The 24,179-nt window shown below is 71.5% G+C and carries 20 protein-coding genes and 1 pseudogene; 6 read left to right on the forward strand and 15 right to left on the reverse strand.

Going from position 1 to position 24,179, the window contains the following annotated elements:
- The 12 genes and pseudogenes from ACFYOV_RS00005 to uvrC form a co-directional block, all read right to left on the reverse strand.
- A pseudogene (locus tag ACFYOV_RS00005) lies at window positions 1–314 on the reverse strand (glucose-6-phosphate isomerase); the annotation flags it as partial.
- 71 nt (window positions 315–385) lie between these two features.
- Window positions 386–1,654 carry an MFS transporter gene (locus ACFYOV_RS00010; protein WP_389080701.1) on the reverse strand — a complete coding sequence of 423 codons (1,269 nt, stop codon included), beginning with the start codon at window positions 1,652–1,654 and terminating at the stop codon, window positions 386–388.
- Window positions 1,655–1,789: 135 nt separating this feature from the next.
- Complete coding sequence (locus ACFYOV_RS00015) at window positions 1,790–2,125, reverse strand: RNA polymerase-binding protein RbpA (RefSeq protein WP_003976875.1); 336 nt, start codon at window positions 2,123–2,125, stop codon at window positions 1,790–1,792.
- 220 nt (window positions 2,126–2,345) lie between these two features.
- Window positions 2,346–2,576 (reverse strand): preprotein translocase subunit SecG, encoded by a 231-nt coding sequence (gene secG / locus ACFYOV_RS00020; protein ID WP_016826779.1) that lies wholly within the window; start codon window positions 2,574–2,576, stop codon window positions 2,346–2,348.
- Window positions 2,577–2,689: 113 nt separating this feature from the next.
- Window positions 2,690–3,466 (reverse strand): triose-phosphate isomerase, encoded by a 777-nt coding sequence (gene tpiA / locus ACFYOV_RS00025; protein ID WP_389080704.1) that lies wholly within the window; start codon window positions 3,464–3,466, stop codon window positions 2,690–2,692.
- 6 nt (window positions 3,467–3,472) lie between these two features.
- On the reverse strand, window positions 3,473–4,684 hold the full coding sequence (locus tag ACFYOV_RS00030; protein ID WP_389080707.1) for a phosphoglycerate kinase: 1,212 nt from the start codon (window positions 4,682–4,684) through the stop codon (window positions 3,473–3,475).
- 148 nt (window positions 4,685–4,832) lie between these two features.
- Entirely contained in the window at window positions 4,833–5,840 is a 1,008-nt protein-coding gene (gene gap / locus ACFYOV_RS00035; protein WP_389080709.1) for a type I glyceraldehyde-3-phosphate dehydrogenase, read from the reverse strand.
- Window positions 5,841–6,065: 225 nt separating this feature from the next.
- Window positions 6,066–9,020 (reverse strand): M14 family zinc carboxypeptidase, encoded by a 2,955-nt coding sequence (locus tag ACFYOV_RS00040; RefSeq protein ID WP_389080713.1) that lies wholly within the window; start codon window positions 9,018–9,020, stop codon window positions 6,066–6,068.
- Between the two features lie 146 nt (window positions 9,021–9,166).
- Entirely contained in the window at window positions 9,167–10,156 is a 990-nt protein-coding gene (gene whiA, locus ACFYOV_RS00045) for a DNA-binding protein WhiA (RefSeq protein WP_389080716.1), read from the reverse strand.
- Window positions 10,147–11,214, reverse strand: a complete 1,068-nt coding sequence (gene yvcK / locus ACFYOV_RS00050) for a uridine diphosphate-N-acetylglucosamine-binding protein YvcK (protein ID WP_389080718.1) — start codon at window positions 11,212–11,214, stop codon at window positions 10,147–10,149. Before yvcK ends, whiA begins: the two co-directional genes overlap by 10 nt.
- Complete coding sequence (rapZ, locus tag ACFYOV_RS00055) at window positions 11,211–12,215, reverse strand: RNase adapter RapZ (protein WP_389080721.1); 1,005 nt, start codon at window positions 12,213–12,215, stop codon at window positions 11,211–11,213. Before rapZ ends, yvcK begins: the two co-directional genes overlap by 4 nt.
- Window positions 12,212–14,299 carry an excinuclease ABC subunit UvrC gene (gene uvrC, locus ACFYOV_RS00060; RefSeq protein ID WP_389080723.1) on the reverse strand — a complete coding sequence of 696 codons (2,088 nt, stop codon included), beginning with the start codon at window positions 14,297–14,299 and terminating at the stop codon, window positions 12,212–12,214. The genes rapZ and uvrC overlap by 4 nt, the downstream gene beginning before the upstream one ends.
- A 167-nt stretch (window positions 14,300–14,466) precedes the next feature.
- Between uvrC and ACFYOV_RS00065 the strand changes: the two genes are divergently transcribed.
- Together ACFYOV_RS00065 and ACFYOV_RS00070 are read left to right on the forward strand one after the other, a co-directional pair.
- Entirely contained in the window at window positions 14,467–14,649 is a 183-nt protein-coding gene (locus tag ACFYOV_RS00065) for a hypothetical protein (protein WP_389080725.1), read from the forward strand.
- A 312-nt stretch (window positions 14,650–14,961) separates the two neighbouring features.
- Window positions 14,962–15,909 carry a hypothetical protein gene (locus ACFYOV_RS00070; protein WP_389080728.1) on the forward strand — a complete coding sequence of 316 codons (948 nt, stop codon included), beginning with the start codon at window positions 14,962–14,964 and terminating at the stop codon, window positions 15,907–15,909.
- Between the two features lie 33 nt (window positions 15,910–15,942).
- On the opposite strand, the gene ACFYOV_RS00075 is transcribed toward ACFYOV_RS00070, so the two are convergent.
- Window positions 15,943–16,368, reverse strand: coding sequence for a Rieske 2Fe-2S domain-containing protein (locus ACFYOV_RS00075; protein WP_389080730.1), 426 nt, complete (start codon window positions 16,366–16,368; stop codon window positions 15,943–15,945).
- Between the two features lie 331 nt (window positions 16,369–16,699).
- Between ACFYOV_RS00075 and ACFYOV_RS00080 the strand changes: the two genes are divergently transcribed.
- Both ACFYOV_RS00080 and ACFYOV_RS00085 read left to right on the forward strand, forming a co-directional pair.
- On the forward strand, window positions 16,700–17,812 hold the full coding sequence (locus tag ACFYOV_RS00080; RefSeq protein ID WP_389080733.1) for a LacI family DNA-binding transcriptional regulator: 1,113 nt from the start codon (window positions 16,700–16,702) through the stop codon (window positions 17,810–17,812).
- Window positions 17,809–18,717, forward strand: coding sequence for a carbohydrate kinase (locus ACFYOV_RS00085; RefSeq protein WP_389080736.1), 909 nt, complete (start codon window positions 17,809–17,811; stop codon window positions 18,715–18,717). Before ACFYOV_RS00080 ends, ACFYOV_RS00085 begins: the two co-directional genes overlap by 4 nt.
- A gap of 232 nt (window positions 18,718–18,949) precedes the next feature.
- On the opposite strand, the gene uvrA is transcribed toward ACFYOV_RS00085, so the two are convergent.
- Window positions 18,950–21,976, reverse strand: coding sequence for an excinuclease ABC subunit UvrA (gene uvrA, locus ACFYOV_RS00090; protein WP_389080738.1), 3,027 nt, complete (start codon window positions 21,974–21,976; stop codon window positions 18,950–18,952).
- A 220-nt stretch (window positions 21,977–22,196) separates the two neighbouring features.
- On the opposite strand from uvrA, the gene ACFYOV_RS00095 reads away from it, so the two are divergent.
- Together ACFYOV_RS00095 and ACFYOV_RS00100 are read left to right on the forward strand one after the other, a co-directional pair.
- Window positions 22,197–22,886, forward strand: a complete 690-nt coding sequence (locus ACFYOV_RS00095) for a maleylpyruvate isomerase family mycothiol-dependent enzyme (protein WP_389080741.1) — start codon at window positions 22,197–22,199, stop codon at window positions 22,884–22,886.
- Window positions 22,887–22,932: 46 nt separating this feature from the next.
- Window positions 22,933–23,589: an MBL fold metallo-hydrolase gene (locus ACFYOV_RS00100; protein ID WP_389080743.1), complete on the forward strand. Its 657-nt coding sequence runs from the start codon at window positions 22,933–22,935 to the stop codon at window positions 23,587–23,589.
- 18 nt (window positions 23,590–23,607) lie between these two features.
- Here ACFYOV_RS00100 and aroQ read toward each other — a convergent pair whose 3' ends face one another.
- Window positions 23,608–24,081, reverse strand: coding sequence for a type II 3-dehydroquinate dehydratase (gene aroQ, locus ACFYOV_RS00105; RefSeq protein WP_389080746.1), 474 nt, complete (start codon window positions 24,079–24,081; stop codon window positions 23,608–23,610).
- Window positions 24,082–24,179 lie beyond the last annotated feature (98 nt).

The raw sequence follows: 24,179 nt of genomic DNA on the forward strand, positions 1-24,179 counted from the left end.
GCCCTGAGCGCGGTGTGCAGCACCGCACGGTTCTCGGTGGTGTTGATCCGCTCGCCGCGGAACATGGCGTCGCGCAGCCCGAACACGTCGGTCGCCGCGGCCAGTTCCCGCAGCAACCGCAGGGTGTCGTCGGTGACCAGCTGCTTGGAGTAGTCGACGTACAGGTCGCCGACCCGGAGGGCGTACGCGGAGCCGCGGCCCGGGTCGGCGGCGAACAGTTCACGCAGCCGCACGTCGCCGAGCTCCTCACGGTGCTTGGCCAGCGCGGTCCACTCGGGCCTCTGGTTGAGCCTGGTACGGCCGTCTGCGTTCATCTCGGACTTCTGCCTTCTTCCTTGCTGCCTGTGCTGCGTACCTGCCCCGCTGCCGGGTCCAACCTAATTGATCAGCGGTGGACGTGAGCCGTCGTGGTGCCGTCGTCCGGCGCAACACCAGGTACGTCCGGTTGGCGCACGGGTATCAGCGCGACGACGGACAGCGCGAAGAAACCGGCCGCGAGCAGCGCCGGTGTGTTCGCGCCCCACGCGGCGGCGACGGCGCCGCCGAGCAGCGCGCCCAGCGGCGCCCCCGCGACCCCGAGGGTCCGGTGGGCGGAGGCGACCCGGCCGAGCATCCCGGCGGGGCTGCGCTCCTGCATGAGCGTCGTGGTGTTGACGTTCCACACCATGGCCATGAAGCCGAACACGGCCAGCGCCGCCACCAGCAGGGCCAGGCCGCGCACCGTGCCCATGACGACGAGCGCGGCGGTCTGCGCGGCACCGGCGAGCAGCACGGCCCGGGTCCGCCCCGCGCGGGCGACGATCCACCGGTTGACCGCTCCCCCGGCCAGGCTGCCGGCCGTGTAGGCGGTCAGGGCCACCGCGTAGCCCGTGTTGCCCGCGCCGAGCCGGCCGGTCACGAGGAGGACCAAGGTGGCGACGAGGGCGCCGATGCCGACGTTGCACAGCGCGGTGGCGGTGCACAGGCCGCGCAGGGCCCCGTCCCCGGTCAGGGTGCGCAGCCCCTCGGCGATCTCCCGGCGCAGGGTGCTGCCCGCGGGTCTCGGTCCCCGCTCGGGCCCGGACGTGCGCAGGGAGGCGATCAGAGCGGCGGCCAGCAGATAGGTGGCCGCGTCGACGGCGAAGGGCGCGGCGGCCCCCACGGTGAGCAGCAGCGGCACGGCGGGCCCGCCCACCAGGCCGCCCGCGAGGCGCTGACCGGTCATCAGGCGGGCGTTGGCGCTGCCGAGGGAGTCCCGGGTCACCAGGGAGGGCAGCAGGGCGGTGGAGGCGTTGTCGAAGAGCGTCTGCAACGTGGTCAGGGCGAACGCCAGCGCGATGAGCAGTCCGATCGAGGCGTGACCGGCGGCGACGGCCCCGGCGAAGGCGGCCACGAGCACCCCGCGCAGGGCGTCCACCGTCCACATGGCCCGCCGCCGGTCGACCCGGTCGGCGACCGCGCCACCGAGCAGCCCGAAGAGGATCCAGGGCAGATGGCCACAGGCGGTGACGGACGCGATGAGCAGCGGGTCGTCGGTGAGTGTCACCGCCAGCAGGGGCAGCGCGGCCGTGCGCAGCGCGTCACCGAAGCTGGAGAGCACGGCGGCGCTCCACAGCCGTCCGAATCCCCCACGCCATGCGGGCGCGGCCCTGCCCGCGGCCTCGACCGTCGTCACAACTCCCCCTCGCGTTCGCCGATTCACGAACCGTAGGGGGCACCTGTGACAACGGGTCCGCGGCCGGTCGGCCGGTGGTCCGCCCAAAGGCTTCCGACCAGGCACGTCGCGGGTGCCCGGTCGGCCGGGGGTCTGCTAGATCTCGCCCCGCAGTTTGGCGAGCGCCTCGGCGAGGATCGCCTCGCCGTCCGCGTCGCTGCGCCGCTCGCGCACATAGGCGAGGTGCGTCTTGTAGGGCTCGGTGCGGGGCGGGTCCGGAGGATTGTCGCGGTCCTGCCCGGCCGGAAAACCGCAGCGGGGGCAGTCCCAGGTTTCGGGCACCTGCGCGTCGCTTGCGAAGCTCGGCTGTGTCTCGTGCCCGTTGGAGCACCAGAAGGAGATGCGCAGCCGCGGCGCGGACTCGCCGCGCTCGGCCTCGCCCATCGGGCCCGCCCCGACCCGGCTTCCCCGGATCGCGTTGCCACTTGCCACGGTCGTAACTCCCTGCGTGATGGTGCCGCGAAGCGAGTCGGCGTTCCGCTTCGCTGCGAGCGCCTCAGTCTACGTAAGGCCCAACGCGCGTCCAGTGATGGGAGTTACCACCCCCACATCCAGACGCAAGCCCCATGATAGGCCGCGCTCTGCTGCGCGTACCGAACATGGGGCCTTGCGTACGGAATGCGTACGGAATGCGGGCGGGGGACGCCTCGGCTCAGTTGTTGACCTTCATCATGATGCCGAGCACGACGATGCACGCGAACCACAGCAGACCGACCACGACGGTGATCCGGTCGAGGTTGCGCTCGGCGACGGAGGAGCCGCCGACGGAGGACTGCATACCGCCACCGAACATGTCGGAGAGGCCGCCGCCCTTGCCCTTGTGCATCAGCACCAGCAGCATCAGCAGCAGGCTGAAGACGATCAGGGCGATCGAGAACCCCATAACCACGGCTGGACCAACTTCCTCGGATACGGATGGACGACGCGGGGCCCAGCACGGTGCTGGACCCCGCAAGGGTACGACGGATCGCCGCTAGCGCATACTCGCTGCTGGGCTCACTGGTCGCGGAAGCGGACGATCTTGACGAACTCGTCGGCGTCCAGCGAGGCGCCGCCCACCAGGGCGCCGTCGATGTCGGCCTGCGCCATGATCTCGGCGACGTTTCCTGCCTTGACCGAGCCGCCGTACTGGATGCGGACCTTGTCGGCCAGCTCCTGCGAGTACAGCTCGGCGAGCTTGCCGCGGATGGCGGCGCAGACCTCCTGGGCGTCCTCGGCGCCGCAGACCTTGCCGGTGCCGATGGCCCAGACGGGCTCGTAGGCGATCACGACGGACTCGGCCTGCTCGGCCGGGAGGTCCTTCAGACCGCCCTCGACCTGGGCGAGGGTGTGCGGGACCGCGTTGCCGGCCTCGCGGACCTCGAGCTCCTCGCCGACGCACATGATCGGGGTGAGGCCGTGCTTGTAGGCGGCCTTGACCTTGGCGTTGACGATCTCGTCGGTCTCGGCGTGGTACTGGCGGCGCTCGGAGTGGCCGATCGCCACGTAGGTGCACTTCAGCTTGGCCAGCATCGGGCCGGAGATCTCGCCGGTGTAGGCCCCGCCGTCGTGCGCCGAGATGTCCTGGGCGCCGTACTTGATCGCCAGTTTGTCGCCTTCGACCAGGGTCTGCACGGAGCGCAGGTCGGTGAAGGGCGGCAGGACGGCGACCTCGACGGCCTCGTAGTCCTTGTCCGCGAGGGCGAAGGCGAGCTTCTGGACGTGCGCGATGGCCTCGAGGTGGTTGAGGTTCATCTTCCAGTTGCCCGCCATCAGCGGCGTGCGCGTGCTCATAAGGGGTCAGTCCTCCAGTGCGGCGAGGCCGGGGAGCGTCTTGCCCTCGAGGTATTCGAGGGAGGCGCCGCCGCCGGTCGAGATGTGGCCGAATGCCGACTCGTCGAAGCCCAGGGTGCGCACGGCCGCGGCGGAGTCGCCGCCGCCGACCACGGTGAAGCCCTTGGAGTCGACGAGGGCCTGGGCGACCGCCTTGGTGCCCTCGGCGTAGTCGGGGTGCTCGAAGACGCCCATGGGGCCGTTCCAGAAGACGGTGGCCGCGTCGGCGAGCTTCGAGGCGTACAGCTTGCGGGTCTCGGGACCGATGTCCAGACCCTCCTGGTCGGCCGGGATGGCGTCCGCGGCGACGGTCGTGGGGTTGGCGGGCGCCTTCGTCTTGAGGTCCGGGAACTCGGTGGAGACCAGGACGTCCACCGGCAGCACCAGTTCGACGCCGCTCTTCTCGGCGCGCTCCAGGTACTCCTTGACGGCCGGGACCTGGTCCTCCTGCAGGAGGGAGATGCCGACCTCGTAGCCCTTGGCCTTGAGGAAGGTGTACGCCATGCCGCCGCCGATGAGGAGCCGGTCGGCCTTGCCGAGCAGCTGGTCGATGACCGCGAGCTTGTCGGAGACCTTCGCGCCGCCGAGGGCGACGACGTAGGGGCGGCGCACGTCGTCGCTGAGCTTCTTCAGCACGCCGACCTCGGTGGCGATCAGGTAGCCGGCGTAGTGCGGCAGCCGGGCCGGGAGGTCGTACACCGAGGCGTGCTTGCGGTGCACGGCGCCGAAGCCGTCGCCCACGTACACGTCGGCGAGGGACGCGAGCTGATCGGCGAAGGCGGCGCGCTCGGCGTCGTCCTTGGAGGTCTCGCCCGCGTTGAAGCGCAGGTTCTCCACGACGGCGACCCGGCCGTCGGTGAGAGCGGCGACGGTGGACCGCGCGGCCTCGCCGACCGTGTCGGCGGCGAAGGCGACGTCCGCGCCGAGCAGTTCGCCGAGTCGGGCGGCGGCCGGGGCGAGGGAGAAGGCGGGGTCCGGGGCGCCCTTGGGGCGGCCCAGGTGCGAGGCGACGACCACCCGGGCGCCCGCCTCGGCGAGCGCCTTGACGGTGGGCAGTACCGCGCGGATGCGGCCGTCGTCGGTGATGATGGTGCCGTCCAGCGGCACGTTGAGGTCGGCGCGGACGAAAACGCGCTTCCCGGCGACGCCTTCGGAGAGGAGTTCGTCGATCGTCTTCATGGTGGGACTCCTGGAGGAGAGCTGGTGTTCGCTCGTGATCGCTCGTGATCGAAAGAGGGTGACCGTTCCGATACGTGCGTCAGGGCTCGGACAGCGCATGTGCGCGCCGGCCGAGCCCTGCACTCATATCAGGCTGCCCGCTCCGTGATCAGAGCTGGTTGCCGACGAAGACCGTCAGGTCGACGAGGCGGTTGGAGTAGCCCCACTCGTTGTCGTACCAGCCGATGACCTTCACGTTCTTGCCCTCCTGGACCATGGTCAGGGAGGAGTCGAAGGTGCAGGAGGCCGGGGCGTTGACGATGTCGGAGGAGACGATCGGGTCCTCGGTGTACTCGAGGATGCCCTTCAGCTCGCCCTCGGCGGCCTTCTGGAAGGCGGCGTTGACCTCTTCCTTGGTGACCTCGCGGCCGAGCTCCAGGACCAGGTCGGTGACCGAGCCGGTGGGGACCGGGACGCGCATGGCCATGCCGTCGAGCTTGCCCTTGAGCTGCGGCAGCACCAGGGCGGTGGCCTTCGCGGCGCCCGTGGTGGTCGGGATGATGTTCTCGGCGGCGGCACGCGCGCGGCGCAGGTCCTTGTGCGGGAAGTCCAGGATGCGCTGGTCGTTGGTGTACGCGTGCACCGTCGTCATCAGACCCTTGACGATGCCGAAGTTCTCGTCGAGCACCTTGGCCATCGGCGCCACGCAGTTGGTGGTGCAGGAGGCGTTGGAGATGACGTGGTGGTTCGCCGGGTCGTACTGGTCCTGGTTGACGCCCATGACGATGGTGACGTCCTCATCCTTGGCCGGAGCCGAGATGATGACCTTCTTGGCGCCACCGGCGATGTGCTTCTCGGCGTCGGCCTTCTTGGTGAAGATGCCGGTCGACTCGATGACGATGTCGACGCCCAGCTCGCCCCACGGGATGTCGGCGGGGTTGCGCTCGGAGAGGACCTTGATCGTCTTGCCGTCGACCGTGATCGTGTCAGCGGTGTGGGAGACCTCCTGCTTGAGGCGGCCCAGGATGGTGTCGTACTTCAGCAGGTGTGCGGTGGTCGCGGTGTCACCCAGGTCGTTGACAGCCACGATCTCGATGTCGGCGCCCTGTTCAAGCAGCGCGCGGAAGTAGTTGCGACCGATGCGGCCAAACCCGTTGATGCCTACGCGGATCGTCACGAACCGATCTCCTCGTTGGTACGCCGGCTCTAGTCGCCGGCGAGCTGTATTGGGATGTCCCCGACCACCCCCGACCCTACCTCTCCGGGGCCTGTGTCGTGACATCGAGTTGACCCATACCCGGCAGGGCGGCCCGTACCCGCCAGTAGGGTACGGACCGCCCAGGACCAAGGGCCCTCTTCATCGCATTTCGCTACCCGCAGTGACCCTGGTTGACGCGCGGAGTCACGCGTCGAGCGCGGCGAGCGCCTTCCTCATCAGTGCCGTCCGGTCGGCCGCCGAGGTCAGGTGCTCCAGGCCGAAGCCCAGCAGCACGGTGTCCTCGGTGGTGACCGCTCCGTAGGTCCGGAACAGCGCTCCGGTGCGTGCCCAGTCCTTCAGCACGGCCGGGCTGCCCGCGGGCGGTCCGGCGACCTTCCAGGCACCGAGAGATGTCTCGAACCCTTCGGTCTCCCGCGCCGTCCCGCCGACGACGAGCGAGGCCTCGTCGGCCAGGACGCCGTGTCCGCCGCTGCCCGGGTCGGTGACGTAGCTGATGGACACCTCGACCGTCCTGCCGGCGTAGGCGCTCAGGTCGAAGTTCACGAGCTGCCAGCCGCCGGAGGAGCCGGTGAGGCTGTTCCAGGAACCGGTGGTGCCGGTGGCGGTGCAGCCGTCCGCGCCCACCGTCAGGTAGTGCTCCAGCCACGGGTGCTCACCGACGTAGAACCCGCCCTCGCACTCGGTCGGGACGGTGGTGCGGGTGGCCCCGCCCGCCTCCGGCAGGGTCGTCCAGTCGTCGCCGCCGGCCGTGCGGGCCTCGACGACGACGTGGTCGTAGCCGGGCTCGGTGTCCCACAGCAGCCGGGTGCGCAGGGCGGGCGCGTCGGCCGCGGAGACGCCGGTGAGGTCCACGGTGCGGGTGAGCCGCTTGTAGCCGTCGTCGGTGTGGACCGCGGCGGCCATGTACGAGCCCGCGTACGGGCCGTAGGGGTTGACCGTCCCGGGGTACTCGCCCGCGCCCCGGCTGGCGAACTGCGGATACTGGGCCGCCGGCAGTTCGTCGGAGGTGACGCCGTAGGTGCCGGCCCTGTCCAGCGGGTTGCCGGGCGCGTCACCGAGCGGGCCGGTGAAGCCGCCCAGCCCACCGGCGCCGGTGAACCCGTTGGCACCGGAGGTCGAGCTGCGCGTGTAGGCGCCCAGGTAGTACTGACTGAAGTCGTCCGAGAGGGTGCCGCCGCCGAGGTCGACGCTGCCGCCGGCCTGCTCGCCCGCCTCGATCAGCCGGCCGCCCTCATTGAGGAAGGACCGCAGCTGCAGCTGGGTGGCGATGCCCGGCGTGCTCGCGCCCGTGTAGTGCGCGACGGTGTCGAAGTGGCTCAGCACGCCGAGCGCGTCCGGAGCGCCCTGCGCGGCGACGTCCCAGACGGCGGCCCTGCGGCCGTTGGCCCTCAGCGCGTCGACGTACTTCCCGGCCTGCGTGGCGGTGGTGCCCTCCTCGGCGACGACGAGGACGTCCGCGCGGGGCCGTTCGGCCACGGTGTACGTGAAGTGCTCGCTGGAGACCTTCCGGCCGCTCCTGGTCTCGCCGGTGAACCACACCTCCACCTCGTCGCCGGGCTCGCCGTCCTTGACCTCGGCCCGGTACTCGTCGAAGTGCAGGTTGTCCTCACCGCCGAACCGCTCGCCGCCCTTGAAGGGCCTGAGCGCCATGTCGTGCGTGCGGCCGCCGTTGACGCGGTACTTGAGCTCCTTGTCGCGCACGGACTTGCGGGCGACGACGGAGACCTCCTGGTCGGCGCCGCGCGAGTACGACGTTTCGAAGGGGGCGGGAGTGAAGTCGGCGGCCTCCAGGCCGACCGCGGAGGACGGCCGGTCGGGGTGGGAGGCGGTCTCGGCGACCGAGAGGGCGAACGGGACGTTCTTGGCGAACTCCTGCTGGATCAGCTTCTCGTCGTCCGGGAAGGTGAAGATCGACCGGCAGTCACCGGGCTTCCACTCGTCGTCCGGGTCGACCTCCGAGGCGGTCTGACAGGTCGACATCTCAGGGGTGAACATCGACATGCCGTTGACGTTCGCCGCGTGCCCGTCGGCCTCGCCGTTGGTGGTGTACAGCTCCGAGGACAGCTGCGGGTGGTAGCCGGGGACCGCGGAGTTCCCGGGCGTGCCGGCGAGTGCCTTGTAGACCACGTCGTCGGGGGTGGGCGTGGCCACCTGCCAGCCGACTCCGTAGAGCAGGAGTTCGGCGGCGGAGTGGTAGTTGATGCCGTAGGCGAAGCCGATCCGCTTCTGGAAGGCGTCGATCGCCTTGGTCTCGGGCTCGGAGCCGGGGCTCGCGCCGCGGTAGGTCTGGCTGGTGGGGTTGGGGGACGAGCCCTCGTCGTCGTAACCCCACTTGTAGGCGAAGTTGCGGTTGAGGTCGACGCCGTCGCCGGTGGTGATGGCACCGTCTCCGTTGACGTCCCGCAGGTTCTTGCGCCACAGGCGGTTGGCGTCGTCGGCGAAGGTGTGGTCGTAGCCGTCGGGGTTGGCCGACAGGACGAACCACAGCTCGGTGGTGTCGACGATCTTCTTGACGCGCTTGTCCGTCCTGTACTTGTCCAGGTAATGGTGCATCAGCCGCCGGGTCATCTCCGGGGTGATCCATTCGCGCGCGTGCTGGTTGGACATGTAGAGGACGGCCGGTTTCGAGCCGTCCTCGGTCGTGTCCGCCTTCCTGGTGAGCTTGAGGGCGAGGATGTCCTGGCCCCTGATCGTCTTGCCGATGGAGACGACCTTGGTGAGGCCGGGGTGCTCCTGCGCGGTCCGCAGGATCTCCTGCTTGAGGCCGCCCTCTGCGCTGTACGGGCGGAAGACGCCCTCGGCGGCGGCCTCGACGCGGTTCTCCGCCTTGGCGGTGATCCTGTGCTCGGTGAGGTCGACGCCCCGCTTCTCGAGCTTCCTGGCCTGCGGTTCAGTGAGGTAGACCTCGACGGTGGCGGTGCCCTCGGCGGGAACCTGCTCGCCGAGTTCGTGACCGTCCTGACCGGCCGCCAGCAGCAAGGGTACCTGCTCGGCGGTGACGTCGGCGCGGTAGACCTTGACCTCTTCGGAGTCGGAGGCCGCCGGGCCTTCCGGTTGTGCCTGGGCGATGGGTGCGAAGCCCGCTCCGCCGATCAGGAGCGTGCCGACAGCGAGGATCGATCTCGCTCTATGTCTCATGAACCCCCCTAGCGGTGGTCCGCCACAGCAGCGAACAGATGCCAGGCTCATGACACTCCATGATCGAGTCAAGGGTGCCGCAGCGACACGAAGGAACCGGTGCCGATCACCCAAGTGGGTGCAGGCACCGGCTCCTTGATCCCTCGTCAGCCGACCAGATTGTCGGCCAGCTCCTCGGTGAGGTTGGCCTCCGTGCCCGGGATGCCCAGGTCGGCGGCCCGCTTGTCGGCCATGGCCAGCAGCCGGCGGATGCGGCCGGCGACGGCGTCCTTGGTCAGCGGCGGGTCGGCGAGCGCACCCAGCTCCTCCAAGGAGGCCTGCTTGTGCTCCATGCGCAGCCGGCCCGCCGCGGCCAGGTGCTCGGGGACGTCGTCGCCCAGGATCTCCAGGGCGCGCTGCACACGGGCGCCGGCGGCGACGGCCGCGCGGGCGGAGCGGCGCAGGTTGGCGTCGTCGAAGTTGGCCAGCCGGTTCGCCGTGGCGCGCACCTCGCGCCGCATCCGCCGCTCCTCCCAGGCCAGCACCGAGTCGTGGGCGCCGAGCCGGGTGAGCAGGGCGCCGATCGCGTCGCCGTCGCGGACCACGACCCGGTCCACGCTGCGCACCTCCCGGGCCTTGGCGGCGATCGAGAGCCGGCGGGCGGCGCCGACCAGAGCGAGCGCGGCCTCGGGGCCGGGGCAGGTCACCTCCAGGGACGAGGAGCGGCCCGGCTCGGTGAGGGAGCCGTGCGCCAGGAAGGCCCCGCGCCAGGCCGCCTCGGCGTCGCAGGTGGCCCCCGAGACCACCTGCGGGGGCAGCCCGCGGATCGGCCGGCCCCGGCCGTCCACGAGGCCGGTCTGGCGGGCCAGCTGGTCGCCGCCCGCGACCACCCGCACCACGTAGCGCGAGCCGCGGCGCAGTCCGCCCGGGGCCATCACGATCAGCTCGGAGCTGTGGCCGAAGATCTCAAGGATGTCCCGCTTGACGCGACGGGCCGCCGCCGAGGTGTCCAGCTCCGCCTCGATCACGATGCGCCCGCTCACCAGGTGGAGGCCGCCGGCGAACCGCAGGACGGCGGAGACCTCCGCCTTCCTGCAGCAGGTCCGGGTGACGGGGAGCCGGGCAATCTCGTCCTTCACCGCTGCCGTCATCGCCATGGGCCGATCCTTCCATGCATCCGAAAAATACGGTCGTACGCGGCGGCCAGCAGCTCCGGGTCGTGCCTCGGGGTCCCGTCGGGCCGGGCCACCGGCGCCAGCTCGACCGCGGCACCGAACCGCTCGGCGGCATCGGTCAGCGAGTCACGGTCGGGCACGGCGGCCTCGTCGGCCAGCACCACGTCCAGGGCGAGTTTAGGGGCGTGTCGTCCCAAAACCTCCAAATGACGCTGCGGGGAGAAGCCCTCGGTTTCTCCTGGCTGCGGGGCGAGGTTCAGCGAGAGTACCCGGCGCGCCTTGGTCTGGGTGAGGGCGTCCAGGAGATCGGGCACCAGGAGGTGCGGGATGACCGACGAGAACCACGATCCGGGGCCGAGCACCACCCAGTCCGCGTCGAGGACCGCCTCCACCGCCTCGGGGACGGCGGGCGGGTCGTGGGGCACCAGGTGCACGGACTGCACCTCGCCCGGGGTGAGCGCGACGGTGGCCTGGCCGCGGACGGTGTCGATGCCCTCCGGCCGGTCGGGGTCGTGGCCCCTGACCAGGGCCTGGAGCTCCAGCGGCACGGCCGACATGGGCAGCACGCGCCCGTGCGCGCCGAGCAGTCGGCCGACCAGGTCCAGCGCCTGGACGTGGTCGCCGAGCTGCTCCCACAGGGCGACGATCAGCAGATTGCCGACCGCGTGCTCGTGCAGGTCGCCCTTGGACTGGAAGCGGTGCTGGATGACGCGGGCCCAGGTCTGGCCCCAGTCGTCGTCACCGCACAGCGCGGCCAGCGCCTTGCGCAGATCACCGGGCGGCAGCACACCGAGTTCGTCGCGCAACCGGCCGCTGGAGCCGCCGTCGTCGGCCACGGTGACGACGGCGGTGAGGTCGCCGGTGATCCGGCGCAGGGCGGCCAGCGACGCGGACAGCCCCATGCCGCCGCCGAGGGCCACCACTTTGGGCTGGGTGCCCCTGCGGCGCGGTCTGCCGCCGCGGACCTCGACCGGGCGGCCGGCGCGCCCTTCCTGCACCGCTCGGCGCAGCCGGCTCAGCCGCGGAGTACGTCCTGTCATTCCCGTCCCATGTCCCGGTGGACGACCACCGTCTCCACGCCCTCTGCGGCCAGCCGGGCGGCGAGCTTCTCCGACATGGCGACCGAGCGGTGCTTGCCGCCGGTGCAGCCGACGGCGATGGTCACGTAGCGCTTGCCCTCACGACGGTAGCCTGCGGCAACGAGCCGCAGCAGCTCGGCGTACCGGTCGAGGAACTCCTTGGCGCCGGGCTGGTTGAAGACGTACGACGCCACCTCCTCGTTGAGACCGGTGTAGGGGCGCAGCTCCGGGACCCAGTGGGGGTTGGGCAGGAAGCGCATGTCCACGACCAGGTCGGCGTCGACCGGGAGGCCGTACTTGAAGCCGAAGGACATGACGGTGGCCCGCAGTTCGGGCTCCTCCTCGCCGGCGAACTGGGCGTCCATCTTGGCCCGCAGCTCGTGCACGTTCAGGCTGGAGGTGTCGATCACCAGGTCGGCGTCGCCGCGCAGCTCGCGCAGCAGCTCCCGCTCGGCGGCGATCCCGTCGACGATGCGGCCGTCGCCCTGGAGGGGGTGCGGGCGGCGCACCGACTCGAAGCGGCGCACCAGGGCCTCGTCGGAGGATTCCAGGAACACGATCCGCCGGGTGACCCCGCGCCCGTCGAGGTCGGCGAGCGACTCGCGCAGGTTGTCGAAGAAGCGCCGGCCGCGGACGTCGACGACCACCGCGATCCTCGCCACGTTGCCCTGGGAGCGGGCGCCGAGCTCCACCATGGTGGGGATCAGCGCGGGCGGGAGGTTGTCGACGACGAACCAGCCCAGGTCCTCCAGACACTTCGCGGCCGTCGAGCGGCCGGCCCCGGACATGCCGGAGATGATCACCAGCTCGGGGATGGCCGCCTCGGGCACCCCGGCCTGTTCCTTGCCCGTACTCACGTGTGCTCCGTTGTCCTGGCGGGTGTCGCGGCGGTCGGCGTGCTCGCCGGTGCTCTGCTGCGCCGGTTCCCGCTCGGCCGCGGGCCCTGTCTCGTACTCGGTCATCTCTCCTGCCCCCGTCGGTCGTCCGGAGTGCCCGCGGACACGGGCTCCCCGGGAGAACCCGCCGTCTCCCCGGGTTCTTCCCCGTCTTCCATGATCTCGCCCGTCGCCGTGTTCACGGCGGGGGCGGCGGGTGCCGCCCGGGCGAGGGCCGCGACGATCACCTCGGCCGTCTTACGGCCTATGCCCGGAACCTCGCAGATCTGATCGATGGTCGCCGACCGCAGCCTTTTGACCGAACCGAAGTGCTTGATCAGTGCCTGCTTGCGGGTCTCCCCCAGCCCGGGCACGTCGTCCAGCGGGCCCGCACGGAAGCGCTTGGCGCGCTTGGCGCGCTGGTAGGTGATCGCGAAGCGGTGGGCCTCGTCCCGGACCCGCTGGAGGAGGTAGAGGCCCTCGCTGGTGCGGGGCAGGACGACCGGGTCGTCGTCACCCGGCAGCCAGACCTCCTCCAGGCGCTTGGCGAGGCCGCACACGGCGATGTCGTCGATACCGAGTTCGTCGAGCGCCCGCCGGGCGGCCGCCACCTGGGGCGCGCCACCGTCCACGACGACGAGCTGGGGCGGGTAGGCAAAGCGCTTCGGGCGGCCGTCGTCCTCGGTGAGGGTGCCGGCGGGCGGTTCGGTGAGCCCGTCGGGGGCATCGCCCGGCACGCCGTCCTCGCCGTCGGTCCACTCCCCGGTGCGCTCCTTCTCGGCGAGGTAGCGCCGGAACCGGCGGGTGATCACCTCGTGCATGGAGCGGACGTCGTCCTGCCCGCTGAAGCCCTTGATCTGGAAGCGGCGGTACTCGCTCTTGCGGGCGAGGCCGTCCTCGAATACGACCATGGAGGCCACCACGTCGTCACCCTGCAGGTGCGAGACGTCGTAGCACTCGATCCTGAGCGGGGCGCTGTCCAGGTCGAGGGCGTCGGCGATCTCCTCCAGCGCACGGGAGCGGGTGGTGAGGTCGGAGGCGCGCTTGGTCTTGTGCAGCACGAGCGCCTGCTGGGCGTTGCGCTGGACGGTCTCCATGAGCGCCTTCTTGTCGCCGCGCTGCGGTATGCGCAGGGAGACGCCGGAACCGCGGCGGTCGGTCAGCCACTGCTGGACCGGCTCCACGGGGTCCGGCAGGGCCGGGACCAGCACCTCCTTGGGCACCGCGTCGCCGGTCTCCTCGCCGTAGAGCTGCTGGAGGGCGTGCTCCACGAGGGCGCCGGTGGTGATTTCCTCGACCTTGTCGGTGACCCAGCCGCGCTGGCCGCGCACGCGTCCCCCGCGTACGTGGAAGATCTGGACGGCCGCCTCCAGCTCGTCCTCGGCGACCGCGATCAGGTCGGCGTCGGTCGCGTCGGCGAGCACGACCGCGTTCTTCTCCATGGCCTTCCTCAGGGCCTCGATGTCGTCGCGCAGGCGGGCGGCCCGCTCGTACTCCATCTCGTCGGCCGCCTGCATCATCTGCTTCTCCAGGCGGCGGAGGTAGGTGCCGGTGCGGCCGGCCATGAAGTCGCAGAACTCCTCGGCGAGTTCCCGGTGCTCCTCGGCCGGGATCCGGTCCACGCAGGGTGCCGAGCACTTGCCGATGTAGCCGAGGAGGCAGGGGCGGCCGGTGCGGGCGGCGTTCCTGAACACGCCGGCGGAGCAGGTGCGCACCGGGAAGACGCGCAGCAGCAGGTCCACGGTGTCCCGGATCGCCCACGCGTGCGCGTACGGGCCGAAGTAGCGCACGCCCTTCTTCTTGTGACCGCGCATCACCTGGACGCGCGGGAACTCCTCGTTCATGGTGACCGCGAGGTAGGGGTAGCTCTTGTCGTCGCGGTACTTCACGTTGAACCGGGGGTCGTACTCCTTGATCCAGGAGTACTCCAGCTGGAGCGCCTCGACCTCCGTGGACACCACGGTCCACTCGACGGACGCGGCCGTGGTGACCATGGAGCGGGTGCGCGGGTGGAGCCCGGCGAGGTCCTGGAAGTAGTTGGCCAGGCGCTGGCGCAGGCTCTTCGCCTTTCCGACGTAGATCACCCGGCGGTGCTCGTCACGGAACCGGTAGACCCCCGGCGAGTCGGGGATCTCGCCCGGTTTGGGGCGGTAGCTGGAGGGGTCGGCCATGTCTCACACCCTACTGGCGGGGACCGACACTACGGCGGGCCCATGAGGTGGTCAGCGGCCGTCGGACGGGGTGCCGGGCGGCGAGATCACGGCGGGCCGGGGTTACGGCCGACGGGAAGCGGGAAGGTGGGGGTTCCCGTGGTGCACGAGTCGGAGGGGCTGGTCGAATGCGACGGACACGGATCGAGAAGCAGCGACGGACGTCCCGTGCCCGCCGCCACGCGGACGAGGCGTACACACCGTTCGAGTCCCTCGACCCGCGTGATCCGGACATCGTGCGCGCCAAGCGCCTGCGCCTCCAGGAGCGGCTGGGGGCGGACGAGGCGGCGGGGCACTCCTCCCGGTCCTAGAGGGCGGCGGGGCACTCCTCCCAGTCCTGGGGTGAAGAACGCCACCGCAGCACGCACCTCCGGGGCCGTGCGGACCTCAGGGTCGGCGCGGCCCCGCGCATGGGGCGGCCGGCGGGCGGGGCGCTCGTGCGCCGGTGTTGGGCGCGAGGTGTTGTCGGGACTTGGTCAACACGCTTCAATGCGGGGGAACTCGGGGCCCGGGAACGGCGGCGTACGGATGCGAGGGCCCGGCCGCGCCGGAGGGGGCGGGTCCCGGGCGCCCCGTGCGAACGGTCTGACCAGCCGTTGTCGACTTCACAGAGAGGCCCCTGCATGCCGCACGCCACACCGCACGCGGACGTCGCCACCGCGCAACTGGACTCGGCCCTGCGAGGCGGCCCCTTCCACGTGGCCCTGCGGGCCGCGATCGCCGCCCGCGGTCTGCCGCTGCAGCGGGTGCAGCACCATCTGTCGCGCTACGGCGTGAAGGTCGGCGTCACGAGCCTGAGTTACTGGCAGCAGGGCGCCCGCCGCCCCCAGCGCCCCGAGTCGCTGCGGGCCGTGCGGGCACTGGAGGAGATCCTGCACCTGCCCGAGGAGTCGCTGATCCGGCTGCTCGCCGAGTCCGACGACCGCTCACCCGTCCGCGGGCAGGGCGCCCGCTCCTACCGCTCCCTGGTCGAGGCGACGGGCGTCCTGGACCGGCTGCTGGCCGAGCTCGGGGCGCCGCGTGCCGGGGGCCTGCACACCCTGGGGCACCACGAGCGGGTACGGATCGGGGCCCGCCGCGAACTTGCCGAGCGGGAGTCCCACCGCATCGTGCGCGCGCACCGCGACGGCGTGGACCGCTTCGTCACCGTGCACCACGGCGACCCCGGCTCGGCGCCCGAGCGGATGACCGTGCATCCGCTGGAGAACTGCCGCACCGGCCGCGTCCGTTGGCACCACGACACCGGGGTGCTCGCGGCCGAGCTGCTCTTCGACACCCGGCTGCGGGCCGGTGACACGTTCCTCTTCCGCTACGCCGTCGAGGACGGAACGGCCGGTACCACGCGCGAATATGTGCGCGGGGCCGACTCACCCGGGGCCCAGTACGCGCTCCAGGTGAGCTTCGACGCCGGGGCGCTTCCCGTGCGCTGCCACCGGTTCAGCCAGCACTCGGCGGCGGCACCGCGCGGCGGCCGTCAGGAGCTCCCGCTCAGCGGGCGGCACCACTGCGTGCACCTCGTCGAGCCGCGCATGCGGTCGGGTTACGTGGGCATCGGCTGGGACTGGGAGTGAGAGCGCGGCGAGACCGACCCGGGGCGCTCCCGGTCAGGCCTCTTCCGGCCTCGCGACGATCGTGCCGTCCTTGACCTCGACGGCCAGCCGCGTCAACGGCGCCACGGCCGGCTCGCGCAGCACCTTGCCGGTCGTGGTGTCGAACTCGCTGCCGTGGCAGGTGCAGATCAGCTTCGTCCCGTCCAGCTTGTTGGCGGGGCACAACGCGTGCGTGCAGATGGTGCTGTACGCCGCGAGGACCCCGTCCTCGCCCCTGCTGACGACGACGTTGTGGTCCCGGTACAGCTTGGCGGCGCCCTTGGCGACCTCGCTCTCGGGCCCGAGCTCGACCGGCCCGGCCGGCACCGCGGGCGACTTGCCGGTGCTCCCGCCGCACGCGGTGAGGCCCAGCCCGGCGACGGGGGCGAGGGCCACGCCTCGCAACACGGTACGGCGGCTCGCGGAGGGTCGGCCGGGCATAGGGCTCTCCAGGGTCGGGCGGCGGTGCATGCCGACGATACCGGGGGGTGATCGGTGAGGAGTGGGGCGGGGTCGGGGCGCCGGGCAGGGGCGGCGGGGAGGGACAGCGGCCGGCAGCGAGGGACGGCGGGACATCCGGGAGCGAGGCGCGACCGAAAGAGCACGCGAACACTGCACGGGTGGACGTAAACGCTTGCGCAAACGTTTACGTCTGCCACCGCGATGCGCTAGCGTCCCCACCCGAGGGAAGCGAACCGCCGCCCCGGGGATCGTGGGCAGCCCGCACCGACCCCCCGCTCACCGCACCGGACGAAGGGCAGGCACGGACCCGATGGCGACCATGGCCGACGTGGCACGCAGCGCCGGTGTCTCCGTCGCGACCGTCTCGCACGTGCTGAACGGGACGCGGCCGGTGCTCCCCCCCACCCGCCAGGCGGTCCTGGACGCCGTCGAGGAGCTCGGCTACACCCCGAACACCCTGGCCCGCTCGCTGGTGACCGCCCGCACCCGGTCGATCGGCCTGGCGGTGTCGGCCCTCAGCAACCCGTACTTCACCGAGATCCTCCAGGGCGTCGAGGCCGCCGCGCTGGAGGAGGGCTACAGCCTCCTCATCGCCGACCCGCACGACGACCCCCGGCACGAGCGCAAGGTGGTCCAGCTGCTGCACGAGCGCCGCGTCGAGGGCCTGATCGTCGCGCCCTCCGCACAGCCGGGCGAGCTGATCGCCTACCTGGGGCGCCACCGGGTGCCGGCCGTGTTCCTGGACCGGGTGATCGACGATCCCGGGGACGGCGCCGGCCCCCGCTTCGACCAGGTCTGCGCCGAGAACGCGGAGCCGACCGCCGCCCTGGTCGCCCACCTCGCGGAACTCGGCCACCGACGGATCGCCCTGGTGGCGGGGCGCCCTGGATTCAGCACCACCGCCGAGCGCGTCACCGGGTACCGGCACGGTCTCGCCGCCGCCGGGCTGGCGTACGACGAACGGCTGGTGGTGCACGGCGACTCGGAGTCGGCGGGCGGCGAGCGGGCCACCGCCGCCCTGCTGTCGCTCGGCGCGCGTCCCACCGCGATCGTCACCGGCAACAACGCGATGACGATCGGCGCGCTGCGCGCCCTGCGCGACCACGGCCTGTCCGTGCCCGGCGACATCGCGCTGTGCTGTTTCGACGACTTCGCCTGGGCGGACCTGTTCTCGCCCCGGCTCACCGCCATCGCACAGCCCAGCAAGGACATCGGCGCCCGGGCCGTACGGGTGCTCCTGGAGCGCCTCGCCGAACCGGACCGGCCGGCCGGGACCGTGCGGCTCCCGTGCTCCTTCGTGCACCGCGCATCCTGCGGCTGTCCGGAGCAGGCTCGGCAGCCGGAGAAACCCGCGCAGACCGGTCGGCCCGGCCACCGCCGCAAGGCCGGACGCATGCAGCCCGAGAAAGGAACCCTTCCGTGATCGTCGTGGCCGGAGAGGCACTGATCGACCTGGTACCGCAGGGCGCGGGGGCGCTCGCGTCGCTGACGCCGGCGCTGGGCGGCGGCCCCTACAACACTGCGGTGGCGCTGGGGCGCCTCGGTTCCCCCACCGCCTTCTGCTCCCGGGTCTCCCGGGACGCCTTCGGTGAGGCGCTGCTGGACCGCCTGCGGAAGACCGGCGTGGACGTCACGCCGGTGCAGCGCGGGGACGAGCCGACCACGCTCGCCGTCGCCACGGTCGGCGCGGACGGGTCGGCGGCGTACTCCTTCTACATGGAGGGCACCGCGGACCGGCTGTTCACGGCTCCCGAGGTGCTGCCGGACAGCACCCGCGCGGTGTCCTTCGGGACCTGCTCGATGGTCCTGGAGCCGGGGGCGAGCGCGTACGAGGAACTGCTGCACGCCACCGCCGCGCGGGGCGTGTTCACGGCACTGGACCCCAACGTCCGGCCGGGTCTGATCCCGGACGCCGACGCCTACCGGGCTCGGTTCAGGAGCTGGCTGCCGTCGGTGTCGCTGCTGAAGCTGTCCGCGGAGGACGCGCAGTGGCTCGGCGGCACCCCCCGGGAGTGGCTGGCGGCCGGTCCGGCGGCGGTCGTCGTCACCCGGGGCGGCGACGGACTGACCGTGTTCACCCGCGAGGGCGGCGAGTACGCGGTGCCGGGTGAGCGGGTCGAGGTGGTGGACACCATCGGCGCGGGGGACACGGTGAACGCGGCCCTGCTGCACGGCCTCGCGGCCCGGGACGCCCTGGGCGCCGACGCCCCGGCCGCCCTGGACGCCGACGGCTGGACGGACCTGTTGCGCTACGCGGCCCGAGCGGCGGCGATCACCTGTTCACGCGCGGGCGCGGAACCGCCGTACGCCCACGAACTGGACGGCTGAAGCGGTGGTGGAGCGGGGCGACCGGGTCGCCGGTTGCACGATCCCGGTCGGGACGGGCGGCGGCGGCCCGCTCGTCGGTGCGCACGAACACCTACCCGAGCAGATGGGCCGCTGGTCGTCGAGCGGTTCGTGGAGCCCAGGGGCGTCGGAGGGCCCGGCACGGGAACGGCGACGGGCAGCGCCCCGGGGGAAGCTCTGTTGCCCCCTGGGCACCGCCCGTCGGTGTTCCCGCTCAGGCCTTGCGGGCCCGCGCGGTCTTCTTCGCGGGGACCGCCTTCCCGGTCGTCGTGTGGTCGGCGCTCTTGGCGGTGACGGTCTTCCTCGTCGTCGACTTGGCCGCGGCCGTCCTGCGTGCGGTGGCCGCCTTTCCGGCCGTGCTCCGCGCGGCAGCCCGCACCGGCTCGGCGTCGCTGATCCGGTCGGCGCCGAGGATCTCCCTCAGGAACTTTCCGGTGTGGCTGGCCGGGACCGCGGCGATCTGCTCCGGGGTGCCCTCCGCGACGACCAGGCCGCCGCCGGCACCCCCCTCGGGGCCCATGTCGACGACCCAGTCGGCGGTCTTGATCACGTCGAGGTTGTGCTCGATGACGATGACCGTGTTGCCCTTGTCGACCAGGCCGGACAGGACCTTGAGCAGCTTGCTGATGTCCTCGAAGTGCAGACCGGTGGTCGGCTCGTCCAGGACGTAGACCGTGCGGCCGGTGGAGCGCTTCTGGAGTTCGCTGGCGAGCTTGACGCGCTGTGCCTCACCGCCGGACAGTGTGGTCGCGGACTGGCCGAGCCGGACGTAGCCGAGACCGACGTCGTTGAGCGTCCTGAGGTGGCGGGAGATCGCCGGGACGGCCTCGAAGAAGTGCATGGCCTCTTCGATCGGCATGTTCAGGACGTCGGCGATGGACTTGCCCTTGTAGTGGACCTCCAGGGTCTCCCGGTTGTAGCGGGCGCCGTGGCAGACCTCGCACGGGACGTACACGTCCGGGAGGAAGTTCATCTCGATCTTGATGGTGCCGTCGCCCGCGCAGTTCTCGCAGCGGCCGCCCTTGACGTTGAAGGAGAAGCGGCCGGGCATGTAGCCGCGGACCTTCGCCTCGGTGGTCTCGGCGAACAGCTTGCGGACGTGGTCGAAGACGCCGGTGTACGTCGCCGGGTTGGAGCGCGGGGTACGGCCGATGGGCGACTGGTCGACGTGGACCACCTTGTCGACGAGGTCGTCGCCGTCCACGCGCGTGTGCCGCCCGGGGACGCTGCGGGCGCCGTTGAGCTCGCGGGCCAGGTGGGTGTACAGGATGTCGTTGACCAGCGTGGACTTGCCGGAGCCGGACACACCGGTGACCGCGGTGAACACGCCCAGCGGGAAGGACACGTCGATGTCCCGGAGGTTGTTCTCGCGGGCGCCGTGCACGGTGAGCCGGCGCGACGGGTCGTGCGGACGCCGGACGTCGGGCAGCGGGATGGACTTCTTGCCCGAGAGGTACTGCCCGGTCTGTGACTCGGCGTTGGCGAGCAGTTCCTTCAGGGAGCCGCTGTGGACGACCTTGCCGCCGTGTTCACCGGCGCCGGGGCCGATGTCGACGATCCAGTCGGCGGTCTTGATGGTGTCCTCGTCGTGTTCGACGACGATGAGCGTGTTGCCCATGTCGCGCAGCCGGACCAGGGTCTCGATCAGCCGGTGGTTGTCGCGCTGGTGCAGGCCGATGGACGGCTCGTCGAGGACGTAGAGCACGCCCACCAGGCCGGAGCCGATCTGGGTGGCCAGGCGGATGCGCTGGGCCTCGCCACCGGAGAGAGTGCCCGCCGCGCGGTTGAGCGAGAGGTAGTCCAGGCCGACGTCGACGAGGAACCGCAGGCGCTCGTTGACCTCCTTGAGCACGCGCTCGGCGATCTTCTTGTCGCGCGCGGTGAGCCTGAGCTCGCCCAGGAAGTCCGCGCAGTCGCTGATGGACATCGCGGAGACCTCGGCGATGGACCTGCCCATGATCGTGACCGCGAGCACGACCGGCTTCAGGCGGGTGCCCTCGCAGCGGGGGCAGGGCACCTCGCGCATGTAGCCCTCGAAGCGCTCGCGGCTGGCGTCGCTCTCGGCCTCGCTGTGCCGGCGCTTGACGAAGGGCACGGCGCCCTCGAAGGCGGTGGTGTACCTGCGCTCGCGGCCGTACCGGTTGCGGTAGCGGACCTCGATCTGGGTCTTGTGGCCCTGGAGCAGCGCCTTCCTGGCGCGCTGGGGCAGGCCCGCGAAGGGGATGTCGGTCCGGAAACCCAGCGCGTCCGCGAGGGCGCCGACCAGGCGGTCGAAGTAGTCCTTGGTGTGGCCGTGCGACCAGGGGTGGATGGCGCCCTCGTCGAGGGTCTTGTCCGGGTCGGGGACGATCAGGTCCGGATCGACCTCCATGCGCGTGCCGATGCCGGTGCACTCGGGGCAGGCGCCGAAGGGCGAGTTGAAGGAGAAGGAGCGCGGCTCCAGCTCCTCGAAGGACAGGTCGTCGTACGGGCAGTACAGGTGCTCCGAGTACATGCGCTCGCGCTCGGGGTCGTCCTCGGGAAGGTCGACGAAGTCGAGCACGACCATGCCACCGGACAGACCGAGAGCGGTCTCCACGGAGTCGGTGAGGCGGCGCTTGGCGGAGTCCTTCACCGTGAGGCGGTCGACGACCACCTCGATGGTGTGCTTCTCCTGCTTCTTCAGCGTGGGCGGGTTGGAGAGCTGGACCGTCTCGCCGTCGACCCGCGCGCGGGAGTAGCCCTTGGTCTGGAGGTCGGCGAAGAGGTCGACGAACTCGCCCTTGCGCTCGCGCACCAGCGGCGAGAGCACCTGGAAGCGGCTGCCCTCCGGCAGCTCCAGGACCTTGTCGACGATGGCCTGCGGCGACTGGCGGGAGATGGGCCGGCTGCACTCGGGGCAGTGGGGCTTGCCGATGCGTGCGAAGAGCAGGCGCAGGTAGTCGTAGACCTCGGTGATGGTGCCGACCGTGGAGCGCGGGTTGCGCGAGGTCGACTTCTGGTCGATGGAGACCGCCGGGGACAGTCCCTCGATGAAGTCGACGTCCGGCTTGTCCATCTGGCCGAGGAACTGCCGGGCGTACGAGGAGAGCGACTCCACGTAGCGCCGCTGCCCCTCGGCGAAGATCGTGTCGAAGGCCAGCGAGGACTTGCCCGACCCCGACAGGCCCGTGAAGACGATGAGCGAGTCGCGCGGGAGGTCGAGCGAGACGTTCTTGAGGTTGTGCTCGCGCGCTCCACGGACGATGAGACGGTCGGCCACGCCGGTCCGCACCTTTCTTGAGAAGTGACAGGGGCGGGGCCCCCGTGCTTGCTCAGACTAGGGGGAGCCACTGACAACGCCGGTCGGATTCACGGGTGACAACAATCCCCGGCCATCCAGCATGCCCGACGCCGCCCCCGACCCTATAGCACGTGCATTCGATTAACGGCACGGCTTCACCACCTTCACCCGAACGTGTGGCACGACTAGGGTCAGCACCATGATTGATCACGCTCATGACCTGGCGTCTGTACAGCAGGCGACCGAACGGCTGCTCACCGCGCTCGGGGCTCTGGACAACGCCGCTGTGACCCAGTCGTCACGGCTTCCCGGCTGGACCCGCGGTCACGTGCTGGCCCATCTCGCGCGCAACGCCGACGCCCTGGTGAACGTCCTCGAGGGCCGCCCCATGTACGTGTCCGCCGAGGCACGGGACGCCGACATCGAACGGGACGCCCCCCGCCCCCTCGACGTCCAGCTCGCCGACCTGCGCGAGAGCGCGGCGCGCTTCCGGGACGCCGGCGCGGCTCCGGCGGACTGGTCGCGCACGGTGGAGCTGCGCAACGGGGTCACGGACCGGGCGGCGCGGGTGCCGTTCCGGCGCTGGGTCGAGGTGGAACTGCACCACGTCGATCTCGGCGTCGGCTACGAGCTGGAGGACCTTCCGGCCGAGTTCGTGGAGCGGGAGATCGCGTTCCTGGCGGAGCGGTTCGACGGGCACGCGGACGTGCCCGCGACGGAGCTGACCACCGGTGACGGACGGACCTGGAAGACCGGCGGTGGGGCGGCAGGCGGCCCGGTCGCGGTGCGGGGGACGCCCGCCGACCTGCTCGGCTGGCTGGCCGGCCGCCGCGACGGCTCCGACCTCGCGGTCGAGGGCGGCAGCCTGCCCGCGCTGCCTCCGCTGTAGCAGGCGCATGCTGCCGGGGCCGCCACCCCCGCTATAGGCTGCCGTCATGACGTACAGCGGACAGGTGACGGTGGGCGGCCCCGCCGACGTGCACGAACTCGCGGACCTGATGATCACCAAGATCGCGGTCGGTCCGATGGACAACAACGCCTATCTGCTGCGCTGCCGGGCCACCGACGAGCAGTTGCTCATCGACGCGGCGAACGAGGCGGAGACGCTGCTCGGCATGATCGGTGACGACGGCATCGCCTCCGTCGTCACCACCCACCGGCACGGCGACCACTGGCAGGCGCTCGCCCGGGTGGTGGCGGCCACCGGCGCCCGTACGTACGCGGGGCGGGACGACGCCGAGGGCATCCTCGTGCCGACCGACGTCCTGGTCGACGACGGCGACGTCGTCCGGGTGGGGCGCGTGGAACTCACCGCGCGCCACCTGGTCGGCCACACCCCCGGCTCGATCGCCCTGGTCTACGACGACCCCCACGGGCATCCGCACGTGTTCACCGGGGACTGCCTGTTCCCGGGCGGTGTGGGCAACACCCACAACGACCCCGAGGCGTTCGCCAGCCTGATCCACGATGTCGAGACGAAGATCTTCGATGTGCTCCCGGACGAGACGTGGGTCTACCCGGGGCACGGCGACGACACCACCCTGGGCGCGGAACGCCCGCACCTGGCGGAGTGGCACGCGCGCGGGTGGTGAGACCGGGGCGGACGGGCCCTACGCCTCCGTCTGTCCCGGACCCGCCAGCGCCGCGATCCGTTCCACCGCGAACACGTACCCCTGCACCCCGCACCCGGCGATGACCCCGTCGGCGCGCAAGGAGACGTAGGAGTGGTGCCGGAAGGACTCGCGCCGGTGGATGTTGGAGATGTGGACCTCCATCACCGGCAGACCGTCGCAGGCGTTGAGCGCGTCCAGGATCGCGACGGACGTGTGCGAGTAGGCCCCCGGGTTGATCACGATGCCGCAGTGGTTCGTACGGGCCTCGTGGATCCAGTCGACCAACCGGCCCTCGTGGTTGGACTGGCGCAGGTCCACCGTGCCGGCGTGGGCCGCCGCCGCCTTCGCGCACATCGCCTCGACGTCGGCGAGGGTGTCGGAGCCGTAGATCTCCGGCTGGCGCTGCCCGAGCAGGTTCAGGTTCGGGCCGTTGAGGATCATGATCGGGGCGTTGGCCAGGTTGCGGGGCACGGTTCCTCCGGTCCGTTCGGGATGGGCGGTCCTTCGCCGGAACCGCTGCGCACCGGTTTATCACGGTGCGCCGAGCGGTCGCCCGGCCCTAACCTCCC

This window comes from Streptomyces sp. NPDC005931 (genome assembly GCF_042871235.1).
Lineage (GTDB): Bacteria > Actinomycetota > Actinomycetes > Streptomycetales > Streptomycetaceae > Streptomyces.